The sequence below is a fragment of the Blastococcus sp. SYSU DS0619 genome, assembly GCF_054051035.1.
Genome location: NZ_JBJHAM010000011.1, coordinates 28600 through 43545, shown reverse-complemented (window position 1 = coordinate 43545; position 14946 = coordinate 28600). Strand labels below are relative to the sequence as shown.

The 14946-nt window shown below is 72.6% G+C and carries 16 protein-coding genes and 1 pseudogene; 11 read left to right on the top strand and 6 right to left on the bottom strand.

All coding sequences use genetic code 11. The features are described from left to right. Positions 1 to 141 precede the first annotated feature (141 nt). The 4 genes from ACI79T_RS13530 to ACI79T_RS13515 are packed head-to-tail and all read right to left on the bottom strand — an operon-like array spanning position 142 to position 4045. On the bottom strand, positions 142 to 1218 hold the full coding sequence (locus tag ACI79T_RS13530; protein ID WP_456610587.1) for an extracellular solute-binding protein: 1077 nt from the start codon (positions 1216 to 1218) through the stop codon (positions 142 to 144). 58 nt (positions 1219 to 1276) lie between these two features. After that, positions 1277 to 2413: an ABC transporter ATP-binding protein gene (locus tag ACI79T_RS13525; RefSeq protein WP_456610586.1), complete on the bottom strand. Its 1137-nt coding sequence runs from the start codon at positions 2411 to 2413 to the stop codon at positions 1277 to 1279. Continuing rightward, on the bottom strand, positions 2410 to 3237 hold the full coding sequence (locus ACI79T_RS13520) for an ABC transporter permease (RefSeq protein ID WP_456610585.1): 828 nt from the start codon (positions 3235 to 3237) through the stop codon (positions 2410 to 2412). The genes ACI79T_RS13525 and ACI79T_RS13520 overlap by 4 nt, the downstream gene beginning before the upstream one ends. Further along, positions 3230 to 4045, bottom strand: coding sequence for an ABC transporter permease (locus ACI79T_RS13515; RefSeq protein WP_456610584.1), 816 nt, complete (start codon positions 4043 to 4045; stop codon positions 3230 to 3232). Before ACI79T_RS13515 ends, ACI79T_RS13520 begins: the two co-directional genes overlap by 8 nt. Positions 4046 to 4335: 290 nt before the next feature. Between ACI79T_RS13515 and ACI79T_RS13510 the strand changes: the two genes are divergently transcribed. The 6 genes from ACI79T_RS13510 to ACI79T_RS13485 all read left to right on the top strand — a co-directional run bounded on the left by ACI79T_RS13510 (position 4336) and on the right by ACI79T_RS13485 (position 8734). Next, positions 4336 to 5436: an NADH:flavin oxidoreductase/NADH oxidase gene (locus ACI79T_RS13510; RefSeq protein ID WP_456610583.1), complete on the top strand. Its 1101-nt coding sequence runs from the start codon at positions 4336 to 4338 to the stop codon at positions 5434 to 5436. After that, entirely contained in the window at positions 5427 to 6266 is an 840-nt protein-coding gene (locus ACI79T_RS13505) for an SDR family NAD(P)-dependent oxidoreductase (RefSeq protein WP_456610582.1), read from the top strand. The genes ACI79T_RS13510 and ACI79T_RS13505 overlap by 10 nt, the downstream gene beginning before the upstream one ends. After that, the gene (locus ACI79T_RS13500) at positions 6263 to 7060 is read left to right on the top strand and encodes an SDR family NAD(P)-dependent oxidoreductase (protein WP_456610581.1); all 798 of its coding nucleotides are present in this window, start codon (positions 6263 to 6265) and stop codon (positions 7058 to 7060) included. Before ACI79T_RS13505 ends, ACI79T_RS13500 begins: the two co-directional genes overlap by 4 nt. A gap of 46 nt (positions 7061 to 7106) precedes the next feature. Then, entirely contained in the window at positions 7107 to 7520 is a 414-nt protein-coding gene (locus tag ACI79T_RS13495; protein ID WP_456610580.1) for a nuclear transport factor 2 family protein, read from the top strand. 57 nt (positions 7521 to 7577) lie between these two features. Then, positions 7578 to 8174: a TetR/AcrR family transcriptional regulator gene (locus ACI79T_RS13490; RefSeq protein WP_456610579.1), complete on the top strand. Its 597-nt coding sequence runs from the start codon at positions 7578 to 7580 to the stop codon at positions 8172 to 8174. Between the two features lie 122 nt (positions 8175 to 8296). Then, positions 8297 to 8734 (top strand): hypothetical protein, encoded by a 438-nt coding sequence (locus tag ACI79T_RS13485; protein WP_456610578.1) that lies wholly within the window; start codon positions 8297 to 8299, stop codon positions 8732 to 8734. A 26-nt stretch (positions 8735 to 8760) separates the two neighbouring features. Here the strand turns inward: ACI79T_RS13485 and ACI79T_RS13480 are convergent, their stop codons facing one another. After that, positions 8761 to 9990, bottom strand: coding sequence for an MFS transporter (locus ACI79T_RS13480; protein ID WP_456610577.1), 1230 nt, complete (start codon positions 9988 to 9990; stop codon positions 8761 to 8763). 38 nt (positions 9991 to 10028) lie between these two features. Next, entirely contained in the window at positions 10029 to 10424 is a 396-nt protein-coding gene (locus tag ACI79T_RS13475) for a sensor histidine kinase (RefSeq protein WP_456610576.1), read from the bottom strand. Positions 10425 to 10658: 234 nt separating this feature from the next. Here ACI79T_RS13475 and ACI79T_RS13470 point away from each other — a divergent pair, with 234 nt between their 5' ends. The 5 genes and pseudogenes from ACI79T_RS13470 to ACI79T_RS13450 form a co-directional block, all read left to right on the top strand. Then, positions 10659 to 11165 (top strand): hypothetical protein, encoded by a 507-nt coding sequence (locus ACI79T_RS13470; RefSeq protein ID WP_456610575.1) that lies wholly within the window; start codon positions 10659 to 10661, stop codon positions 11163 to 11165. 107 nt (positions 11166 to 11272) lie between these two features. Next, positions 11273 to 12364 (top strand): peptidoglycan-binding domain-containing protein, encoded by a 1092-nt coding sequence (locus ACI79T_RS13465; protein ID WP_456610574.1) that lies wholly within the window; start codon positions 11273 to 11275, stop codon positions 12362 to 12364. After that, a complete protein-coding gene (locus tag ACI79T_RS13460) occupies positions 12361 to 13074 on the top strand; it encodes an ABC transporter ATP-binding protein (protein ID WP_456610573.1) in 714 nt (237 codons plus the stop codon). The genes ACI79T_RS13465 and ACI79T_RS13460 overlap by 4 nt, the downstream gene beginning before the upstream one ends. A 107-nt stretch (positions 13075 to 13181) precedes the next feature. Beyond that, positions 13182 to 14288, top strand: coding sequence for an ABC transporter permease (locus ACI79T_RS13455; RefSeq protein ID WP_456610572.1), 1107 nt, complete (start codon positions 13182 to 13184; stop codon positions 14286 to 14288). A 393-nt stretch (positions 14289 to 14681) separates the two neighbouring features. Continuing rightward, a pseudogene (locus tag ACI79T_RS13450) lies at positions 14682 to 14888 on the top strand (FCD domain-containing protein); the annotation flags it as partial. Between the last annotated feature and the right edge of the window lie 58 nt (positions 14889 to 14946).

Here is a 14946-nt window from a genome sequence, read left to right as displayed (position 1 = left end):
CGGTGCGGGTGTCCACGGTGCCGCAGCGGCGGCACCCGGCGGCGTGGACCGGGCCGAAGGCATGGATGAGGCCGCCGGTCCGCCCGGCAGCCTCATCCGTGCCCTACCGGCGCGGGGCGGGACCCCGCGCCGGTAGGTCGGTCAGCCGACCTGCCACTGGGTGAAGCGCTCCTGCGTGGCCAGCTGGTTCTCGGCCCACCACTGGCTGTCCATCCAGACGAGGGTCTCCTGGTGCTCGTCGGTGAACGCGTCCACGAGCTGCTGGACGTCGCTGTAGTCCGGGGCGGACTCGGCGTTGGCCGGCGGAAGCGTCGTCAGCTCGGCGGCGACCGCCTGCGGCTCGGGCTGGGAGATGTACGCCAGCCAGTCCTTGGCCGCCTCGACGTTCGGCGCACCCTTGGGGATCCCGACGACACTGGCGGAGACGATGGTCTTGTCCCAGATGGGCGCGTACGGAGCGCCGTCCCCGATGGTGAACGACGCCCGCGACGGGGTCGAGAAGGCGAAGGCGACGTTGCCGGCGGCCATCGCCTGCTGCAGCTCGCCATAGTTGGCCGGAATGATCAGGTCGTCGCCGAGCGTGTCCAGCTTGGCCAGGGCCCGATCCACGTCGAGCGGGTAGAGCTCGTCGGGGGCGACCCCGTCGGCGAGCAGCGCCTCTTCGAGCGTGCCGGCCGTGATGAATGGCAGGAAGATCCGCTTGCCCGGGTACTTCTCGACGTCGAAGACGTCCTCGATCGTCGTCGGCGGGTCCTCGGCGAACTCGTCGGTGTTGTAGAAGGGGATGGCCGGTGCCGTGAACACCGGGACACCGCAATCACCGAGCTCTTCCTGGGACATGTACTCGTACACGCCCGGGTGCAGGTCGACGTCGGTCAGCGGCTCGAACAGCGTGCCGCAGTGCTGGATGGTCTCGGCGGCCGCCGCTCCCATGACGTCCCAGGTGACGTTGCCGGACTCCACCATCGCGGTGAGCTTGGCGAGGGTGGGCGGCGTGTCGTTCTGGAAGGTCGTGCCGGTCTCCTCGGTGAACGGCTCCTGCCAGGCGGTGACCTGACCGTCCTGGGTCTCCCCGCCGTAGCCGACGTAGGTGATGGTGCCCCCCTCGTCCGCGGACCCCGACGAGCCGGCGGAGCCCCCGTCCGAGCCGCAGGCTGCCGTTGCGACGGCGAGCACCCCGATGACGGCGATGCGAGCAGGCTTGATCGTGCGGTGCATGGACGATTCCTTCGTTAGTGGCTGACGGGGCTTCCGTGCGCTGCGACGTACCGGTCTGTCAATGAGCCACCACCGCTTGGTGCTCGGGCTCCCAGCAGGCGACGACGGTCGCCCCCGGCATGACGAGCAGCGGTGCGGCCGCGGGGACGACGGCGGAGCCGGTCGTCCCCCCGTCGAAGGTCAGGGCCACGCGGCTGTGGTCACCCGCGTAGACGATCCCCTCCACCCGGGCGCGCAGGCTGTTGAGCCCGCCGGCCGGGTCGTCTGCCACCGGGCGCAGCGTGATGCGCTCCGGGCGCACGAGCAGGGAACGGGGTGCGCTGCCGCTCACCCCGGTGGCCTGCTTGTCGGTGAGGCGCAGCCGCGCCCCCGCCGTCTCGAAGACACCGGCCCGCACGTCACCGGCGAAGGTGTTGGACTCACCAAGGAACTCGGCCACGAACAGGGAGGCCGGCTCCTCGTAGAGCTCCCGCGGGGTCCCGACCTGCTCGATGCGGCCGGCGTTGAAGACGGCGATCCGGTCGGAGAGGCTCAGGGCCTCGTCCTGGTCGTGGGTCACGAACACGAAGGTCATCCCGAGCGTCCTGTGCATCTCTGCGATCCCGGACTGAAGCTCGGTGCGCAGCTTCTTGTCCAGCGCGCTGAGCGGCTCGTCGAGCAGCAGGGCCCTGGGCTCGTAGACCACGGCACGGGCTAGTGCGACTCGCTGCTGCTCACCACCCGAGAGCTGGGCGGGCAGGCGCTGCGCCAGGTGCCCGAGCCTGACGAGATCCAGGGCCTCGGCGACCCGCCGGGTGATCTCGCCGGCGGGCACCCGGCGCTGACGCAGCGCGTACGCCACGTTGGCAGCCACCGTCATGTGGGGGAAGAGCGCGTACTGCTGGAAGACGATGCCGAGGTTGCGCTTGTGCGGCTTCAGTCCGCTGATGTCCTCGCCGTTGACCGCGATCGAGCCGCTGTCGAGGCGGGTAAACCCGGCGATCATCGACAGCAGCGTCGACTTCCCCGAACCGCTGGGGCCGAGCAGGGTGAGGAACTCCCCGGCACCGATGCTGAGGCTCACGTCGTCGACGGCCGGTCGGGCAGCCCCGGGGTAGCGCTTGGTGACCCCGACGACGTCGAGCCCGTGCCCGTGGCGCTCCCGGTCGTGGGCGCCGGCCGGCCGGCTGTCGGTCGTCTGGCTGTCGATCGTCATGACTTGGGCCTCCGCAGACGCAGGACTTCGGGGATCAGGAGGGCGATCAGGGTCGCGAGGACCATGAGGGTCGAGGCCACGGCCACGGTCGGGTCGATGTCGGACGTGACGCCCTCGTACATGCGGACCGGGAGGGTCTCGAAGCTGGGCGACTGCAGGAACAGCGCGATGACCACCTCGTCGAGCGAGGTGACGAAGGCGAAGACGAACCCCGACGCGATACCCGGCATGATCAACGGGACCGTGACGCGCAGGAAGGTCGTCACCGCGTTGGCCCCCATACTGGCCGAGGCGAGGCTGAGCTGGCGGTCGTAGCCGTTCAGGCTGGTCGTCACCGAGACGATCACGAACGGCACCGCGATCACGGTGTGGGCGAGCACGAAGCCCTGGAAACTGCCCGTCAGCTGCCAGTCCAGGAAGACGTAGTAGAGCGCGACCGCGATCACCACCGACGGGATGATCAGCGGCGCCAGGACCAGCTGCCGCACGAACTCCTTGCCGGGCAGGGACCACCGGTTGAGCGCGATGGCAGCCGCGATCCCGATCACCGATGCCAGCACCGCGACGACCAGGGCGACCCGCAGTGAGGTCGTGAAGGCCGTCGTCCACGCGTCCGAGGTGAAGAACTCCCCGTACCACCGGAGCGACCAGTTCTCCGGGGGGAACTGGAAGGTCCGCTCATCGGTGAAGCTCATGGGGATGACGACCACGGTGGGCAGGATGAGCAGCCCCATCACCAGCGCCACCCAGGTGCGCAGCCCCCAGCCGAGACCGTCGTCGGTCCCGCGCCTGCTCTTCGTCGTCGTGCGAGTCGGCTCAGTCATTGCGGGCGACCTCCGCGGCGCCGGCGACGGGACGGGCGATCCGGGCGACGGCCAGGAGCACGACGAGCGTGGCCACCAGGAGCAGGGCTCCCATCGCACTGGCGCCACGGAAGTCGAGGAGGTCGAAGACCCGGGTGGCGATGACCTGCGACAGCAGGGCCTGCCGCGGTGACCCGAGGATCGCGGGGGTCACGTAGAAACCGAGGGAGATGATGAAGACGAGCGTGAAGCCGGAGACGACCGCCGGCACCGTCAGGGGCAGGTAGACGTTCCGGAAGGCCGTGAACCGTGAGGCGCCCAGGCTCTGCGCCGCATCCAGCAGGCGGAGATCGATGCGGGCCATCCCGCTGTACAGCGGGAGGACCATGAAGGGCAGCATCACCTGGACCATGGCGACGGTCACCCCGTTGAGGGTGCCGAGGAGCACGACGTCCTCGAACCCGAGCACCGCGAAGAACCGCTGCAGCAGGCCACCCTGCTGCTCCAGGAGGTACCAGGCGAAGGTCCGCGCCATCAGGCTGGTCCAGAACGGGAGCAGGACGACGATGGTCATCATCCGGCGCGCCCGTGGACTCACCCGCGTCATGGCGAACGCGTACGGGTACGCGATCAGGAGCGCGAGCACCGCCACCAGGATGGCGGTGAGGATCGTGCGCACCAGCACCTTGACCGTGACGCCGTCTTCCAGCAGCGCCCGGTAGTGCTGCAGCCCCCAGGTCGGCTCGCTCAGGCTCGTGATCATCGTCGCGAGCAGGGGGTAGAAGAAGAAGACCGCCAGGACGACCACGACGGGCAGCAGCAGGAGCATGGTGCGGTTCGTCAGTCGACGCGACGGCTCCGGACGACCGGACGGCGCTGCTCCGGGTCCATCGGACGTGGCCGGAGCGGGAGCGGCACTGGGCCCGACTGTCGCGCCGGTGGGAGATCCGGACGAGGAGAACGTCGAGTCCCGCTGGGCGTTGGGCGACGGCACGTGAGGACCTTCTCCGATCGTCGTGGCGCGGGGCGCTTGCGAGGTCGGACACTGCCCGGGTCACCAGCCGCTGTCAATAGTTAGTCGTAGGTGACGACTTACGATTTGCAGGATAGGTTCCGGCCATGCCCTCACTCTTCGAGCCGGTGTCCCTGCGCGGGGTCAGGATGCGCAACCGCATCTGGCTGGCGCCGATGTGCCAGTACTCGTGCCCCGACCGCGACGGAATGCCGACCGACTGGCACCTCGTTCACCTCGGCGCACGGGCCACCGGCGGATTCGGCCTCGTGCTGACGGAGGCCAGTGCGGTGGTCCCCGAGGGCCGGATCAGCGCCGAGGACGCCGGCATCTGGAGCGACGCCCACATCGAGCCCTGGCGGCGGATCACGGATTTCGTGCACAGCCAAGGTGCGCCGATCGGGATGCAGCTCGCCCACGCCGGCCGCAAGGCGTCGACCTACGCGCCCTACGCGCCGGGGAGCGGCACGCTGCCCGCCGAGGAGGGCGGCTGGCCGACCGTCGCGCCCACGGCGCGCGCCTTCACGGGGTTCGCCGTGCCAGAGGAGATGACGGTCGACGACATCTCCGCCGTCGTCGACGCCTTCCGCGCGGCCGCCGCCCGCGCGGACGCGGCGGGCTTCGACGTGATCGAGATCCACGCCGCCCACGGCTACCTCCTGCACGAGTTCCTCTCGCCCCTGTCGAACGCCCGCACGGACTCCTACGGGGGGAGCTTCGAGAACCGGATCCGCATCGTCGTGGAGGTGGTGGACGCCGTCCGGTCCGCCTGGCCCGACGACAAGGCGCTGCTCATCCGCTTCTCGGCGACCGACTGGGTCGAGGGAGGCTGGACGACCCAGGAGACCGCCCAGCTCACCAAGCTGCTCGTCGACCACGGCGTCGACCTGGTGGACGTGTCCAGCGGTGCGCTGGTCGCCGAGGCGAAGATCACCGTGAGCCCCGGCTACCAGGTCCCCTTCGCCCGCGAGATACGCGAGTTCTCCGGGATGCCGACGGCCGCGGTGGGAGCCATCACCGACCCCGCCCACGCGCAGAGCGTGCTGGACGACGGCTCCGCGGACGTCGTCTTCGTCGGGCGGGCGAGCCTCCGGGAGCCCTCGTGGCCGCTGCGTGCGGCGCACGAGCTCGGCCTGTCGTGGCGGGAGGCGCCGTACCCGGCGCAGTACACCCGCGGCGCGTGGAGCAACGAGCCCGGATGGCGCTGACCGAGCCGCCGCGCGCCGGCGGAGACCTGCTTCCCGGCTCCGGTTCGCGGCCGGCTCCGGGGCGGTACCTCGTCCTCGGCGCGGACGGCGGGATCGGGTCCCGAGTGTGCGAGGCCCTCCGCGGGGACGGCCACCGGGTGACCGGGCTCGACCGTCCCGCGATCGACCTGACGCGGAGGGGCGAGCTCGCCGCCGTCATGGACCGACTGTGGAGGGAACAGGGACCTTTCGACGGGCTCGTCCACAGCGCCGGCCTGTTCCCGGCGGCGCGCGCCGTCGACACCTCCGAGGAGATGTTCGACGAGGTGCTGGCCGTCAACGCGCGGTCGGCTCTGGTCGCTGGGGCGAGCCTGGCCCGCCTGGCCATCGCGAGCGGCCGCACCGCCTCCGTCGTGGTGGTCAGCAGCGGGGCCGCGCTCCGCCCGCAGAACGGAACCGTCGCCTACGCCGCATCAAAGGCCGCCCTGGAGGCGGTCGTCCGGGGGCTGGCACTGGAGACCGGACCGTCGGGCATCCGGGTGAACGCGGTCGCCCCCGGTTTCGTGGACGTCCACTCGACGCTCAACCCGGTTCCCGACCACTACCGGGCGGCGCTCGCCGCGTCGTCCCCGCAGCGACGGCTGGCCGTTCCCGACGACATCGTGCCCAGCATCCTGTGGCTGCTCAGCCCGGCGTCCTCCTGGATCAACGGGCAGTCGCTCGGCGTCGACGGCGGCGCCAGCCTCGGCGCGCCGGATCGGCCCAGCTGGCTGGCCACCTCCGGCCCGAGAGCCGGAGCAGACCCAGGACCCGCCGCTGCCTCCGCGACGTCCCCGAGGAGCCCCGAGTGAATGCTGACCAGGCAGCTGTGGCACCCGGCGCCGGCCCGGTGGCGCTCGTCACCGGCGCAGCCGACGGGATCGGGCTCGCGGTCGTCGAGCGACTGCTCGACGACGGCTACCGCGTCACGGCCAGCGACATCAGCCCAACCGTCCACGACCGGTTCTCGTCGCCGTCGGATGCCGGCCGGGTCCGCACGGTCGTCGCTGACATGGCGGACCCGGACTCCGGTCGGGCACTGGTGGCCGAGACGCTCGACGCGTTCGGCCGGATCGACGGCCTGGTCAACAACGCCGGCGTCGCGGGGCCGGCTGCCGCCACCGAGCAACTAGACCTGGACGACGTGCTGCGGGTCCTCCGGGTCAACGTGCTCGGCACGGTGGGGCTGTGCCAGGCGGCGGTCCCCCACCTGTGCGCCCAGGGGTCCGGGAGCATCGTGAACATGGGGTCGCTGTTCGCCGCACGGCCCGTGCCGGAGGTGAGCGCCTACTGCATGTCGAAGGCGGCCGTCCGCACCTTCTCGGAGGCGCTGGCGATCGAACTCGGCCCACACGGCGTCACCGTCAACACCGTGGCGCCGGGTTACATCCTGACGACGATGCACCGGGCGTCCATGGCGCGGCAGGCCGCGAGCCGAGGGATCCCGGCCGAGGCGCGTGAGGCCGAGTTGCGGGCGAGCGTGCCGCTGCGGCGGCACGGCACCGGCAGCGATGTCGCAGCGACCGTCGCCTGGCTGCTTTCCCCCGACGCCTCCTACATCACGGGCCAGACCATCGGCGTCAACGGTGGCGTCCACCCCGGCTGAAGAGATGCCGGACCAGTACCCTCCCCCACGACTGATCGAGGTTGCCATGACGCTCACGACGGACGACCGCTTCGAGATCCAGGAGCTCTACGCGAGGTACAACCACGCCGTCGACCTGCACGGCGACGCGCCGGCCGTCGCCGAGTGCTTCGTCCCGGACGGTAGCTATCACCACGGTCGGCTCGGTTCCTACGAAGGGCGGCCCGCGATCGAGGAGTTCATGCAGCGGATCATCGACGAGCAGGGCGGGGGGTTCCAGCACTGGAACGACAACCTCCTGCTGACCGGCTCCGGTGACCGTGCGACGGGGTCGGCATACGTCGTGACGATCGACTGCCGCCAGGAGCAGCCGGTGCTGGCCCGAGCCAGCGCCTACCGCGACCGCCTCATGCGCACACCCGACGGGTGGCGGTTCGAGGAGCGACGCGTCGGCTATCCCATCCCCGGCCTGCGCAGGTGAGCGCGGCCATGGCGGGGTCGCGGCCGAACTCCCCGGAGGCGCCTGGCCGGAGCGACGATGGGTAGGCCCAGCCTGGCCGCCGAGCGCACCGAGCAGATCGTCATGGCGGCGACCCGCTGCGTCACCCGGGTGGGCTTCGACGGGACGACGCTCGAGGACATCTCGCAGGAGTCGGGCCTGAGCCGTGGGCACATCCGCCACTACGTGGGCAGCCGCGACGACCTCATGGTGCTCGTGTGGGCCCGCATCAGCGAGTCCTTCCTGAGCGCGCTGAAGCAGGCCTCCGCCGGTGCGTCGGAGCGTCGGATCGGTGACGTGCTGGACGTCCTACTCGGCAGCGCGGAGGTCACCGACGACGGCCCGCCGCACGTCGGCGAGCTCCTGCTGGGGGGCATCAAGGACGACGTCCTGCGACCCAAGCTGGACCGCACCCTCGTGCGGACGCAACAACTGCTGGGCACCATGCTGGACACCGTCGCTCCGCAGGCATCCGACGCCGACCGCGCCGCCACGGTGCAGGGCCTGATGTGCCTGGCCCTCGGCAGTTCCGGCATCGCCGTCATCTCGGGCCGGCGACGCGCGGACGGCCTCGCACGGGTGGCGGCGGAGCGGCTGGTCCGATCGCTGCAGCGGGGCGGCGCGCTCGTCCCGTGAGTCGGCGGGATGCCAACGGAAGATAGTCGAGGTTGACAATCTATTTGCGGGGAGACAGCATCGGGGCGATGGCTCACGCCGATGGCGTGACCGTGCCGCGTCGCAACCTCCCGAGGGAATCCATGTCGCTCCTCCCGGTCGAGCACCTCCGCCGCTACTACGACGGGCTGGTGGCCGACGAGCCGGACGCCAAGCGCCACGCGCTCTCCATGTGGAGCGACGACTGCACCTTGCACGTGCCGGGCTGCAACCTCTTCTCCGGGGCACACCCGCGGGCCAAGGAATGGATGGCCTCGGACTACCTCCCCGCCCTCGCCGCCGTGGGCACGGTGCGGCAGAAGGAGGAGTACTTCAGCCTGGTGGGCGACGAGCGGTTCGGACTCAGCCACTACCGCGAGACCTTCGCGCTCCCGCAGTTCGGCGTGACGCTCGCGGCCCTGCGATATGCGCTGTACGAGTTCGAGGAGGACCGCATCGTGTCCATCCGGCTGTTCGAGACCAACCCGGCCGAGGTCGACGAGTTCTTCAACACCTACTTCCCCGTGGCCACCGTCGACTGATCGGGTGGACACCCGCCGGTCATCGGCTACGGGCCCGGTTCCACCGGGGCAGCCGTCCCGACGGTGAGCACCACGACGGTGGCCACGGTGCCGATTGCCAGAGCTGCCACGATCACCGGCAGGTACTCCCCGGTGGCGCCGATCACCGCACCCGCGGCCGGGGGTCCGATCGCGGACCCCAGTGCCGCTGACGTGTAGAGGATGCCCAGCAGGCCACCGAGTCCGCGGACCCCGAACAGGTCGGCGACCAGCGGCGGGCCGAGCGCGACGAAGCCGCCGTACCCGATGCCGAGCAGCGCGGCGAAGACCACGAGCCGCGGATAGCCAGGCGCCCCGAGCCAGAGCAGGAAGCTGCCGGCCATCAGCGCGAAGCAGGCCTGGTAGGTGCGCAGCACCCCGGTGCGCGCGGCGGCGGCGCCCAGGGCCAGCCGCCCCACGATGCTGGCCGCCCCGATGACCCCGACCAGCGTCGCCGCCGCCACGTCCCCCGCGCCCCGGCTCACGGCGTACGCCGGCAGGTGCACGAACGGGACGAACAGCACGACCGAGAGCAGCAGCCCGCCCACGTAGAGGCGGAAGTACGCCGGGGTGCGCAGGCGAGGGAGCAGCGGCGCCGCCTCGCCGGACGTGGCCGCCGGGGCGGCGCGGACGAGCAGGGCGCAGACGACGAGCGCGACCGTGCTGACGGCGGCGAGGACGAGGTAGGCCTCGCGCCAGCCGTAGCGGGTGATGAGGTCGGCGGCCAGCGGGGCGACGAGCAGCGTGCCCAGGCCGATCCCGGACACCGCGATGCCGACCGCCAGGGTGCGACGGCGGGTGAACCAGCCCCCCACGACGGCCACCAGCGGTACGTAGCTGCAGGCCACCCCGAGCCCGACGCCGAGCCCGTGCCCCAGGTACGCCTGCCACAGCTCCGTGGCCCGCGAGGTGAGCACGAGACCCAGCCCCATCGCGAGAGCCCCGACGAGCACCACCCGCCGGGGTCCGAACCGGTCGACCGCCGGGCCGGACAGCGCGCCGAGACCGAACAGGCACATCGTGGTCAGGGAGAAGACGGCGGCGGTGGCCCCGGGCCCGGACTCCAGCGCGTCGCTCATGGGCAGCAGGAACGCCCCGAAGCTGTAGGCGACCCCGAAGCTGGTGAACATCGCGACGAAGGCCACCGCCACGATCGACCAGGCGCGCGAGCCGTCCTGCAGGTCGGGTGCGCCCGGCGCGGACGAGCCCGATGCCGGCCTGTGCACGGCCCGTGCCACGGCGCCCCCATCGGTCGCGAACTCCTGCGCGGAACGTACTAGCAGGTGCGGACCGCGAACCGTCGCGCTCCTGGCGCGGGGAGCACCACCCGTGCGCACAGGCCACCCTCCGGCGGCGCGGACAGCTCCAGGGCCGCCCGGTGGACCTGGGCCACCCGCGCCACGATGGCCAGGCCCAGCCCGCTGCCGGGCGGACCGGGGTCGTGGCCCCCGGCGCTCCGGCCGGCCAGCCGGCCCTCCCCCCGGACGAAGGGCTCGGCTGCGCCGAGCTGCGCGGGGACAACCGGGCCGGTGTTGACCACCCGCAGCTCGGCGCAGCCGCCGGAGGTCGTGCCGGTCGCCACCTGGACGCGTCCGCCGGGGCCGGTGTTGTGGCGCAGCCCGTTGAGCACCAGGTCCGTCACGAGGGCAGGTGGTCGGCGGGTGCTCTTCATGGTGGAGCTCCTCCCGCCGGACGGTGCCGGCGCGGACGTGCGAACTGGCGGACGGATCCAGTGCAGTCCAGCGGCGGTTGCCAGGGCGTCTCCGATTGCGCAAACGCGCACGACATACCCGCGCCCACCTGTCGTGGACGTATCCGTTTCCGCGAACGCACGCGCAACAGGCCGGCGGGTTGGGTCCATGGGGTCGCTACCGCGGCAACCTACCGCCGACCCAGGAGGACCACCGTGCTCGCTCTCCGTCCCACCCCGTTCCGTCGTCGGACGTCGGCGGCGTTGCTCGCCGCACCGGCGCTGGCCTTGGCGTTGGCCGCCTGCGGCACCACTGCCTCACCGACCGGCTCCCCCGCCGCATCGTCGGCATCGGCGGGGGGAAGCAGCGGATCGTCCACCGGCGGCGCGTCCGCCGAGCGGGATGCCTACGACCTGGAGCTGGCCCAGTGCCTGCGCAGCCGCGGACTGGACGTGGAGGATCCGGCCCCGGGTGCCGGGATCCAGGAGAGCGGCCCCGAGTTCCAGGCCGCGGCCGCGGACTGCATGGCCGAGATCGGCGAACCACCGACGCGCGACTTCAGCGACGAGGAGTTGCGCGCGATGCACGAGGGCGGGCTCGCCCTGGCCGAGTGCCTGCGCGAACTCGGCCACAACGTGTCCGATCCCGAGGTCGGGGCTCCGCTGGCCTTGAACGGCGTGCCCGACGCCGACTTCGCCGACTGCACGACACCGGCCGAATGACGCCCCGGCCAGCGGCAGGCCCGACGGGTGAGGCCGCGCGGCCAGCGCCCGGGGAGGTGCAACGGCCGAAGTCGGTCGAGCCCGCCGCGACGGCGCGCTCCGGAGCGGTGGCCGACCCGCCTGGCCCCGCGCGTCGGCGGTGGCGGGCGGTCGCGGCGGTCGGGCTGCTGGCCGCCGCGCTTGCCGGCGCCGGCGTCTGGACCCAGCAGGGAGTGCGGGAGGACGCCGCAGCGGCGCCCTCCACCCGACCGGCGACCGTCCCGGTGACCGTGGGGACGATGGTGGCCGCGACCGACGTGCGTGGGACCCTGCGCTTCCCGGTCGGGGTGCCTGTCACCTCCCGATCGCCCGGCGTGGTCACGATGCTCCCGGCCGTCGGCACGACGATCTCCGCCGGCGATCCGCTCTACACCGTCGACACCCGGCCGGTCGTCCTCCTCAGCGGGCAGGTACCGGCCTGGCGGACCTTGCGGGCCGGCGTGACCGACGGCGAGGACGTTCGGCAACTGGAGCAGAACCTGGTGGCGTTCGGCCACTTCACCGGCGCACCCGACGCGCGTTTCACCGATGCCACGGCCTCCGCGGTCCGGGCCTGGCAGAAGGCCCTGGGCGTGGAGCGCACCGGCGTCGTCGAGCGGTCGGCGGTCTGGGTCTCCGACCGGCCCGTCCGCGTGGCGGCGCTCACCAGCCGGCTCGGCGCGGAGGTGGCCCCCGGCACGGAGCTGTTCACCACATCGGGCACCGACAAGGTCGTCGATGCCGACCTCGGGCTGGACGACCAGAGCCTCGCCGTCGTCGGCGCCGCGGTCACGGTGGTGCTGCCTGACGGGACCGAGCTCCCCGCCACCGTGCGCAGCGTGGGTGAGGCCGTGGAGCGGCCCTCGACCGACGGGACGAGCACGAGGATCGTGGTGCCGGTCACCCTGGACCTGGACGACCAGACCGGCGCGGCGGCCTTCTCCCGGGCGGACGTGCTCGTCCGGTTCACCAGCACCCTCGGCGAGGACGTCCTGACCGTCCCGGTCGAGGCGCTCGTCGCCGTCGACGAGACCACCTTCGGCGTCGAGGTGCCCGGCCGGCGGGCCGGTGACCCGACGACCGTCGTCCCGGTCACCGTCGGCGCATTCGCCTCCGGACGCGTCGAGATCTCCGGCGACGGCATCCGCGAGGGTCTCCACGTCGTGGTGCCGACCCGATGAGCGCCGTCCTCCGCCTCGACGACGTCACCCGGAGCTACGGAACGCCCCCCGCGCGAGCGCTGGACGGGATCACCCTCGCCGTGGAGGCGGGCGAGTTCGTCGCCGTGGTCGGTCCCAGCGGGTCGGGCAAGTCCACCCTGCTCAACGTCATGGGCACCCTCGATCACCCCACCTCCGGTCGGGTCTTCGTCGACGGCGTCGACATCGGCGGGCTGTCCGACGCCGGCCTCTCGGCCCTGCGGGCCTTCCGGATCGGGTTCGTGTTCCAGCAGTTCCATCTCGCCGAGGGGGTGAGCGCCGTGGACGCCGTCGCCGATGGGCTGCTCTACACCGGCGTGCCTCGCCGCGTTCGCCGGGAGCGGGCCCGTGCCGCGCTGGACGGAGTGGGGCTCGGGCACCGACTCGACCACCTGCCCTCCCAACTCTCCGGGGGCGAGCGGCAGCGCGTCGCGATCGCTCGCGCCGTCGTCGGGAGGCCACCGCTGCTGCTGGCCGACGAGCCGACCGGGAACCTCGACTCCCGCTCCGGGGGCAGCATCGTGGAACTGCTGCACGAGCTGCACCGGACCGGGACGACGGTCGTCGTCATCACCCACGATCAGCGACTCGCGGCCCGCCTGCCCCGGCAGGTGTCCATCGCCGACGGCCGGGTCGTGGCCGACTCCGGGTCCCCGATCGCCGCCGGTGGCGACGGACGGGGGACCCGGTGACCCCCGCCGACGGGGGCAGGCGACCTGGCTCCCCTGCGTCCCGGCTGCGCGCGGGGGATCTCGTGCACCTGGGCTCGGCAGGCCTTCGTGCCCGTCCGGTGCGCGCCGTGCTCTCCGCGCTCGGCATCGCCATCGGGATCGGCGCCATGGTCGCCGTGGTGGGCTTGTCCGCCTCCAGCCAGGCACGCCTGGACCGGCAACTGGCGGCGCTGGGCACCAATCTGCTCACCGCCGGCGTGGCCGACTCCCCCGGCGGGGTCGAGTTCCCGTCGCTCCCGGCCGATGCGGCAGCCCGGGTCGAGCGGATCGCCGGGGTCACCGCGGCCACGACCACCGCCGACCTCGGCGACGTCGCCGTCTACCGCAGCAAGGCGGTCGACGCCGGGCTGACCGGCGGCCTGACGGTCACCGCCACCGAGCTGGACCTGCTGGACGTCGTCGGGGGGCACGTGCGGACCGGTCGCTGGCTGGATGAGGCCTCCGCCCGCTTCCCCACGACGGTCCTCGGCGCCACGGCAGCGCGGCGGCTGGGGATCACCGAGGTGGGGCGGCAGGTCTGGCTGGGCGGCCGGAACACGACCGTGCTCGGCATCCTCGACCCGGTGCAGCTGGCCCCCGAGCTCGACGTCGCCGCCCTGGTGGGAATGCCGGTCGCGACGTCCGAACTCGGTTACACCGGGACGCCGACCCGGTTGTACGAGCGTTCCACGGACGCAACGGTCGCCGCAGTCGCCCGTCTCATCCCCCCGTCCCTGCAGCCGGCCCGGCCCGGCGCGGTCGCGGTCTCCCGCCCCTCGGACGCCCTCGCCGCGCGCGCTGCCGCCGACGAGGCGTTCACCGGGCTGCTGCTGGGCCTGGGCGCTATCGCGCTCGTCGTGGGCGGGATCGGGGTGGCCAACACGATGATCATCTCGGTCATCGAGCGGCGACGGGAGATCGGGCTGCGCCGTGCGCTCGGCGCCACCCGGCGGCACATCGCCGCCCAGTTCCTCAGCGAGGCGCTCCTGCTGTCGGCGCTGGGCGGCGCCGCCGGAGCGGGGATCGGGAGCGCGGTGACCGCGGTGGTGGCCGTGGCCAACGGATGGCTCCCCGTGGTGCCGCCCGGCGTCCCCGTCGTCGGCGTGGCCGCGACCCTCGGCATCGGCGCCGTCGCCGGGCTCTACCCGGCCCTGCGCGCTGCCCGCACACCACCGACGGTGGCACTGTCCGGGTGACCCGGCCGCTCGTAGCGGCCCGTGACCGGAACGGACGGTGTCACCGTCCGGGTGACCAGGCCGTCCCCCCGAAAAGCGCAGGAGTTCGCGTGTGCAAGGGGGCACGTCTCCCCCTGCGGAAAGCTGCCCAGCGCCGGAACGACGCCCTCCCGGTAGCTCCGCAGCAACTCGCCGAGGGCCACCCGGCGTCGGTCTGGGTGACCTGCTCGCTCTGCGGCGCAGGGGACGGAGGCACCTGCCCACGGTAGGGCGGCGCGAGGTCGACCGGCCCCCTCGAACGGATCAGCGGTACCGCGGGCACGCCCCGTGATCACGGAGAGTCACGGAGCGGGCCCGCACCAGGTGGCCGTCCGCCAGGCCGTCCCCGCCCTCACCGAGGCGGACGTGACCACCATGCGCGACGCCAACCGCCGGCTTGCCGCCGCCGTCGAGAGCGGCGACGTCGAGTCAGCCGTACGGGCCGACGACGAACTGCACGGCGTGCCCGTGACCATCTGCGGCAACCGCGCGCTGGCCACGGTCCTCGAGCAGTTCACCCCCACGCTGCGCCGGGCGGAGCGGCTCCTGTTCGGCTCTCCCCGGGGTCACGCATCCGGCGAGCAGCACGACGAGCCCATCCGGCTCTGCGCCGCCGGCGACGTGGAGGGTGCGGCCGCCG

What these genes read in the sequence shown, in the direction of transcription:
- ACI79T_RS13510 (WP_456610583.1), top strand. Translation starts at nt 4,336, where the DNA reads ATGCCCTCACTCTTCGAGCCGGTGTCCCTGCGCGGGGTCAGGATGCGC.
- ACI79T_RS13530 (WP_456610587.1), bottom strand. Translation starts at nt 1,218, where the DNA reads ATGCACCGCACGATCAAGCCTGCTCGCATCGCCGTCATCGGGGTGCTC.
- ACI79T_RS13485 (WP_456610578.1), top strand. Translation starts at nt 8,297, where the DNA reads ATGTCGCTCCTCCCGGTCGAGCACCTCCGCCGCTACTACGACGGGCTG.
- ACI79T_RS13460 (WP_456610573.1), top strand. Translation starts at nt 12,361, where the DNA reads ATGAGCGCCGTCCTCCGCCTCGACGACGTCACCCGGAGCTACGGAACG.
- ACI79T_RS13490 (WP_456610579.1), top strand. Translation starts at nt 7,578, where the DNA reads ATGGGTAGGCCCAGCCTGGCCGCCGAGCGCACCGAGCAGATCGTCATG.
- ACI79T_RS13520 (WP_456610585.1), bottom strand. Translation starts at nt 3,237, where the DNA reads ATGACTGAGCCGACTCGCACGACGACGAAGAGCAGGCGCGGGACCGAC.
- ACI79T_RS13495 (WP_456610580.1), top strand. Translation starts at nt 7,107, where the DNA reads ATGACGCTCACGACGGACGACCGCTTCGAGATCCAGGAGCTCTACGCG.
- ACI79T_RS13505 (WP_456610582.1), top strand. Translation starts at nt 5,427, where the DNA reads ATGGCGCTGACCGAGCCGCCGCGCGCCGGCGGAGACCTGCTTCCCGGC.
- ACI79T_RS13525 (WP_456610586.1), bottom strand. Translation starts at nt 2,413, where the DNA reads ATGACGATCGACAGCCAGACGACCGACAGCCGGCCGGCCGGCGCCCAC.
- ACI79T_RS13475 (WP_456610576.1), bottom strand. Translation starts at nt 10,424, where the DNA reads ATGAAGAGCACCCGCCGACCACCTGCCCTCGTGACGGACCTGGTGCTC.
- ACI79T_RS13515 (WP_456610584.1), bottom strand. Translation starts at nt 4,045, where the DNA reads ATGCTCCTGCTGCTGCCCGTCGTGGTCGTCCTGGCGGTCTTCTTCTTC.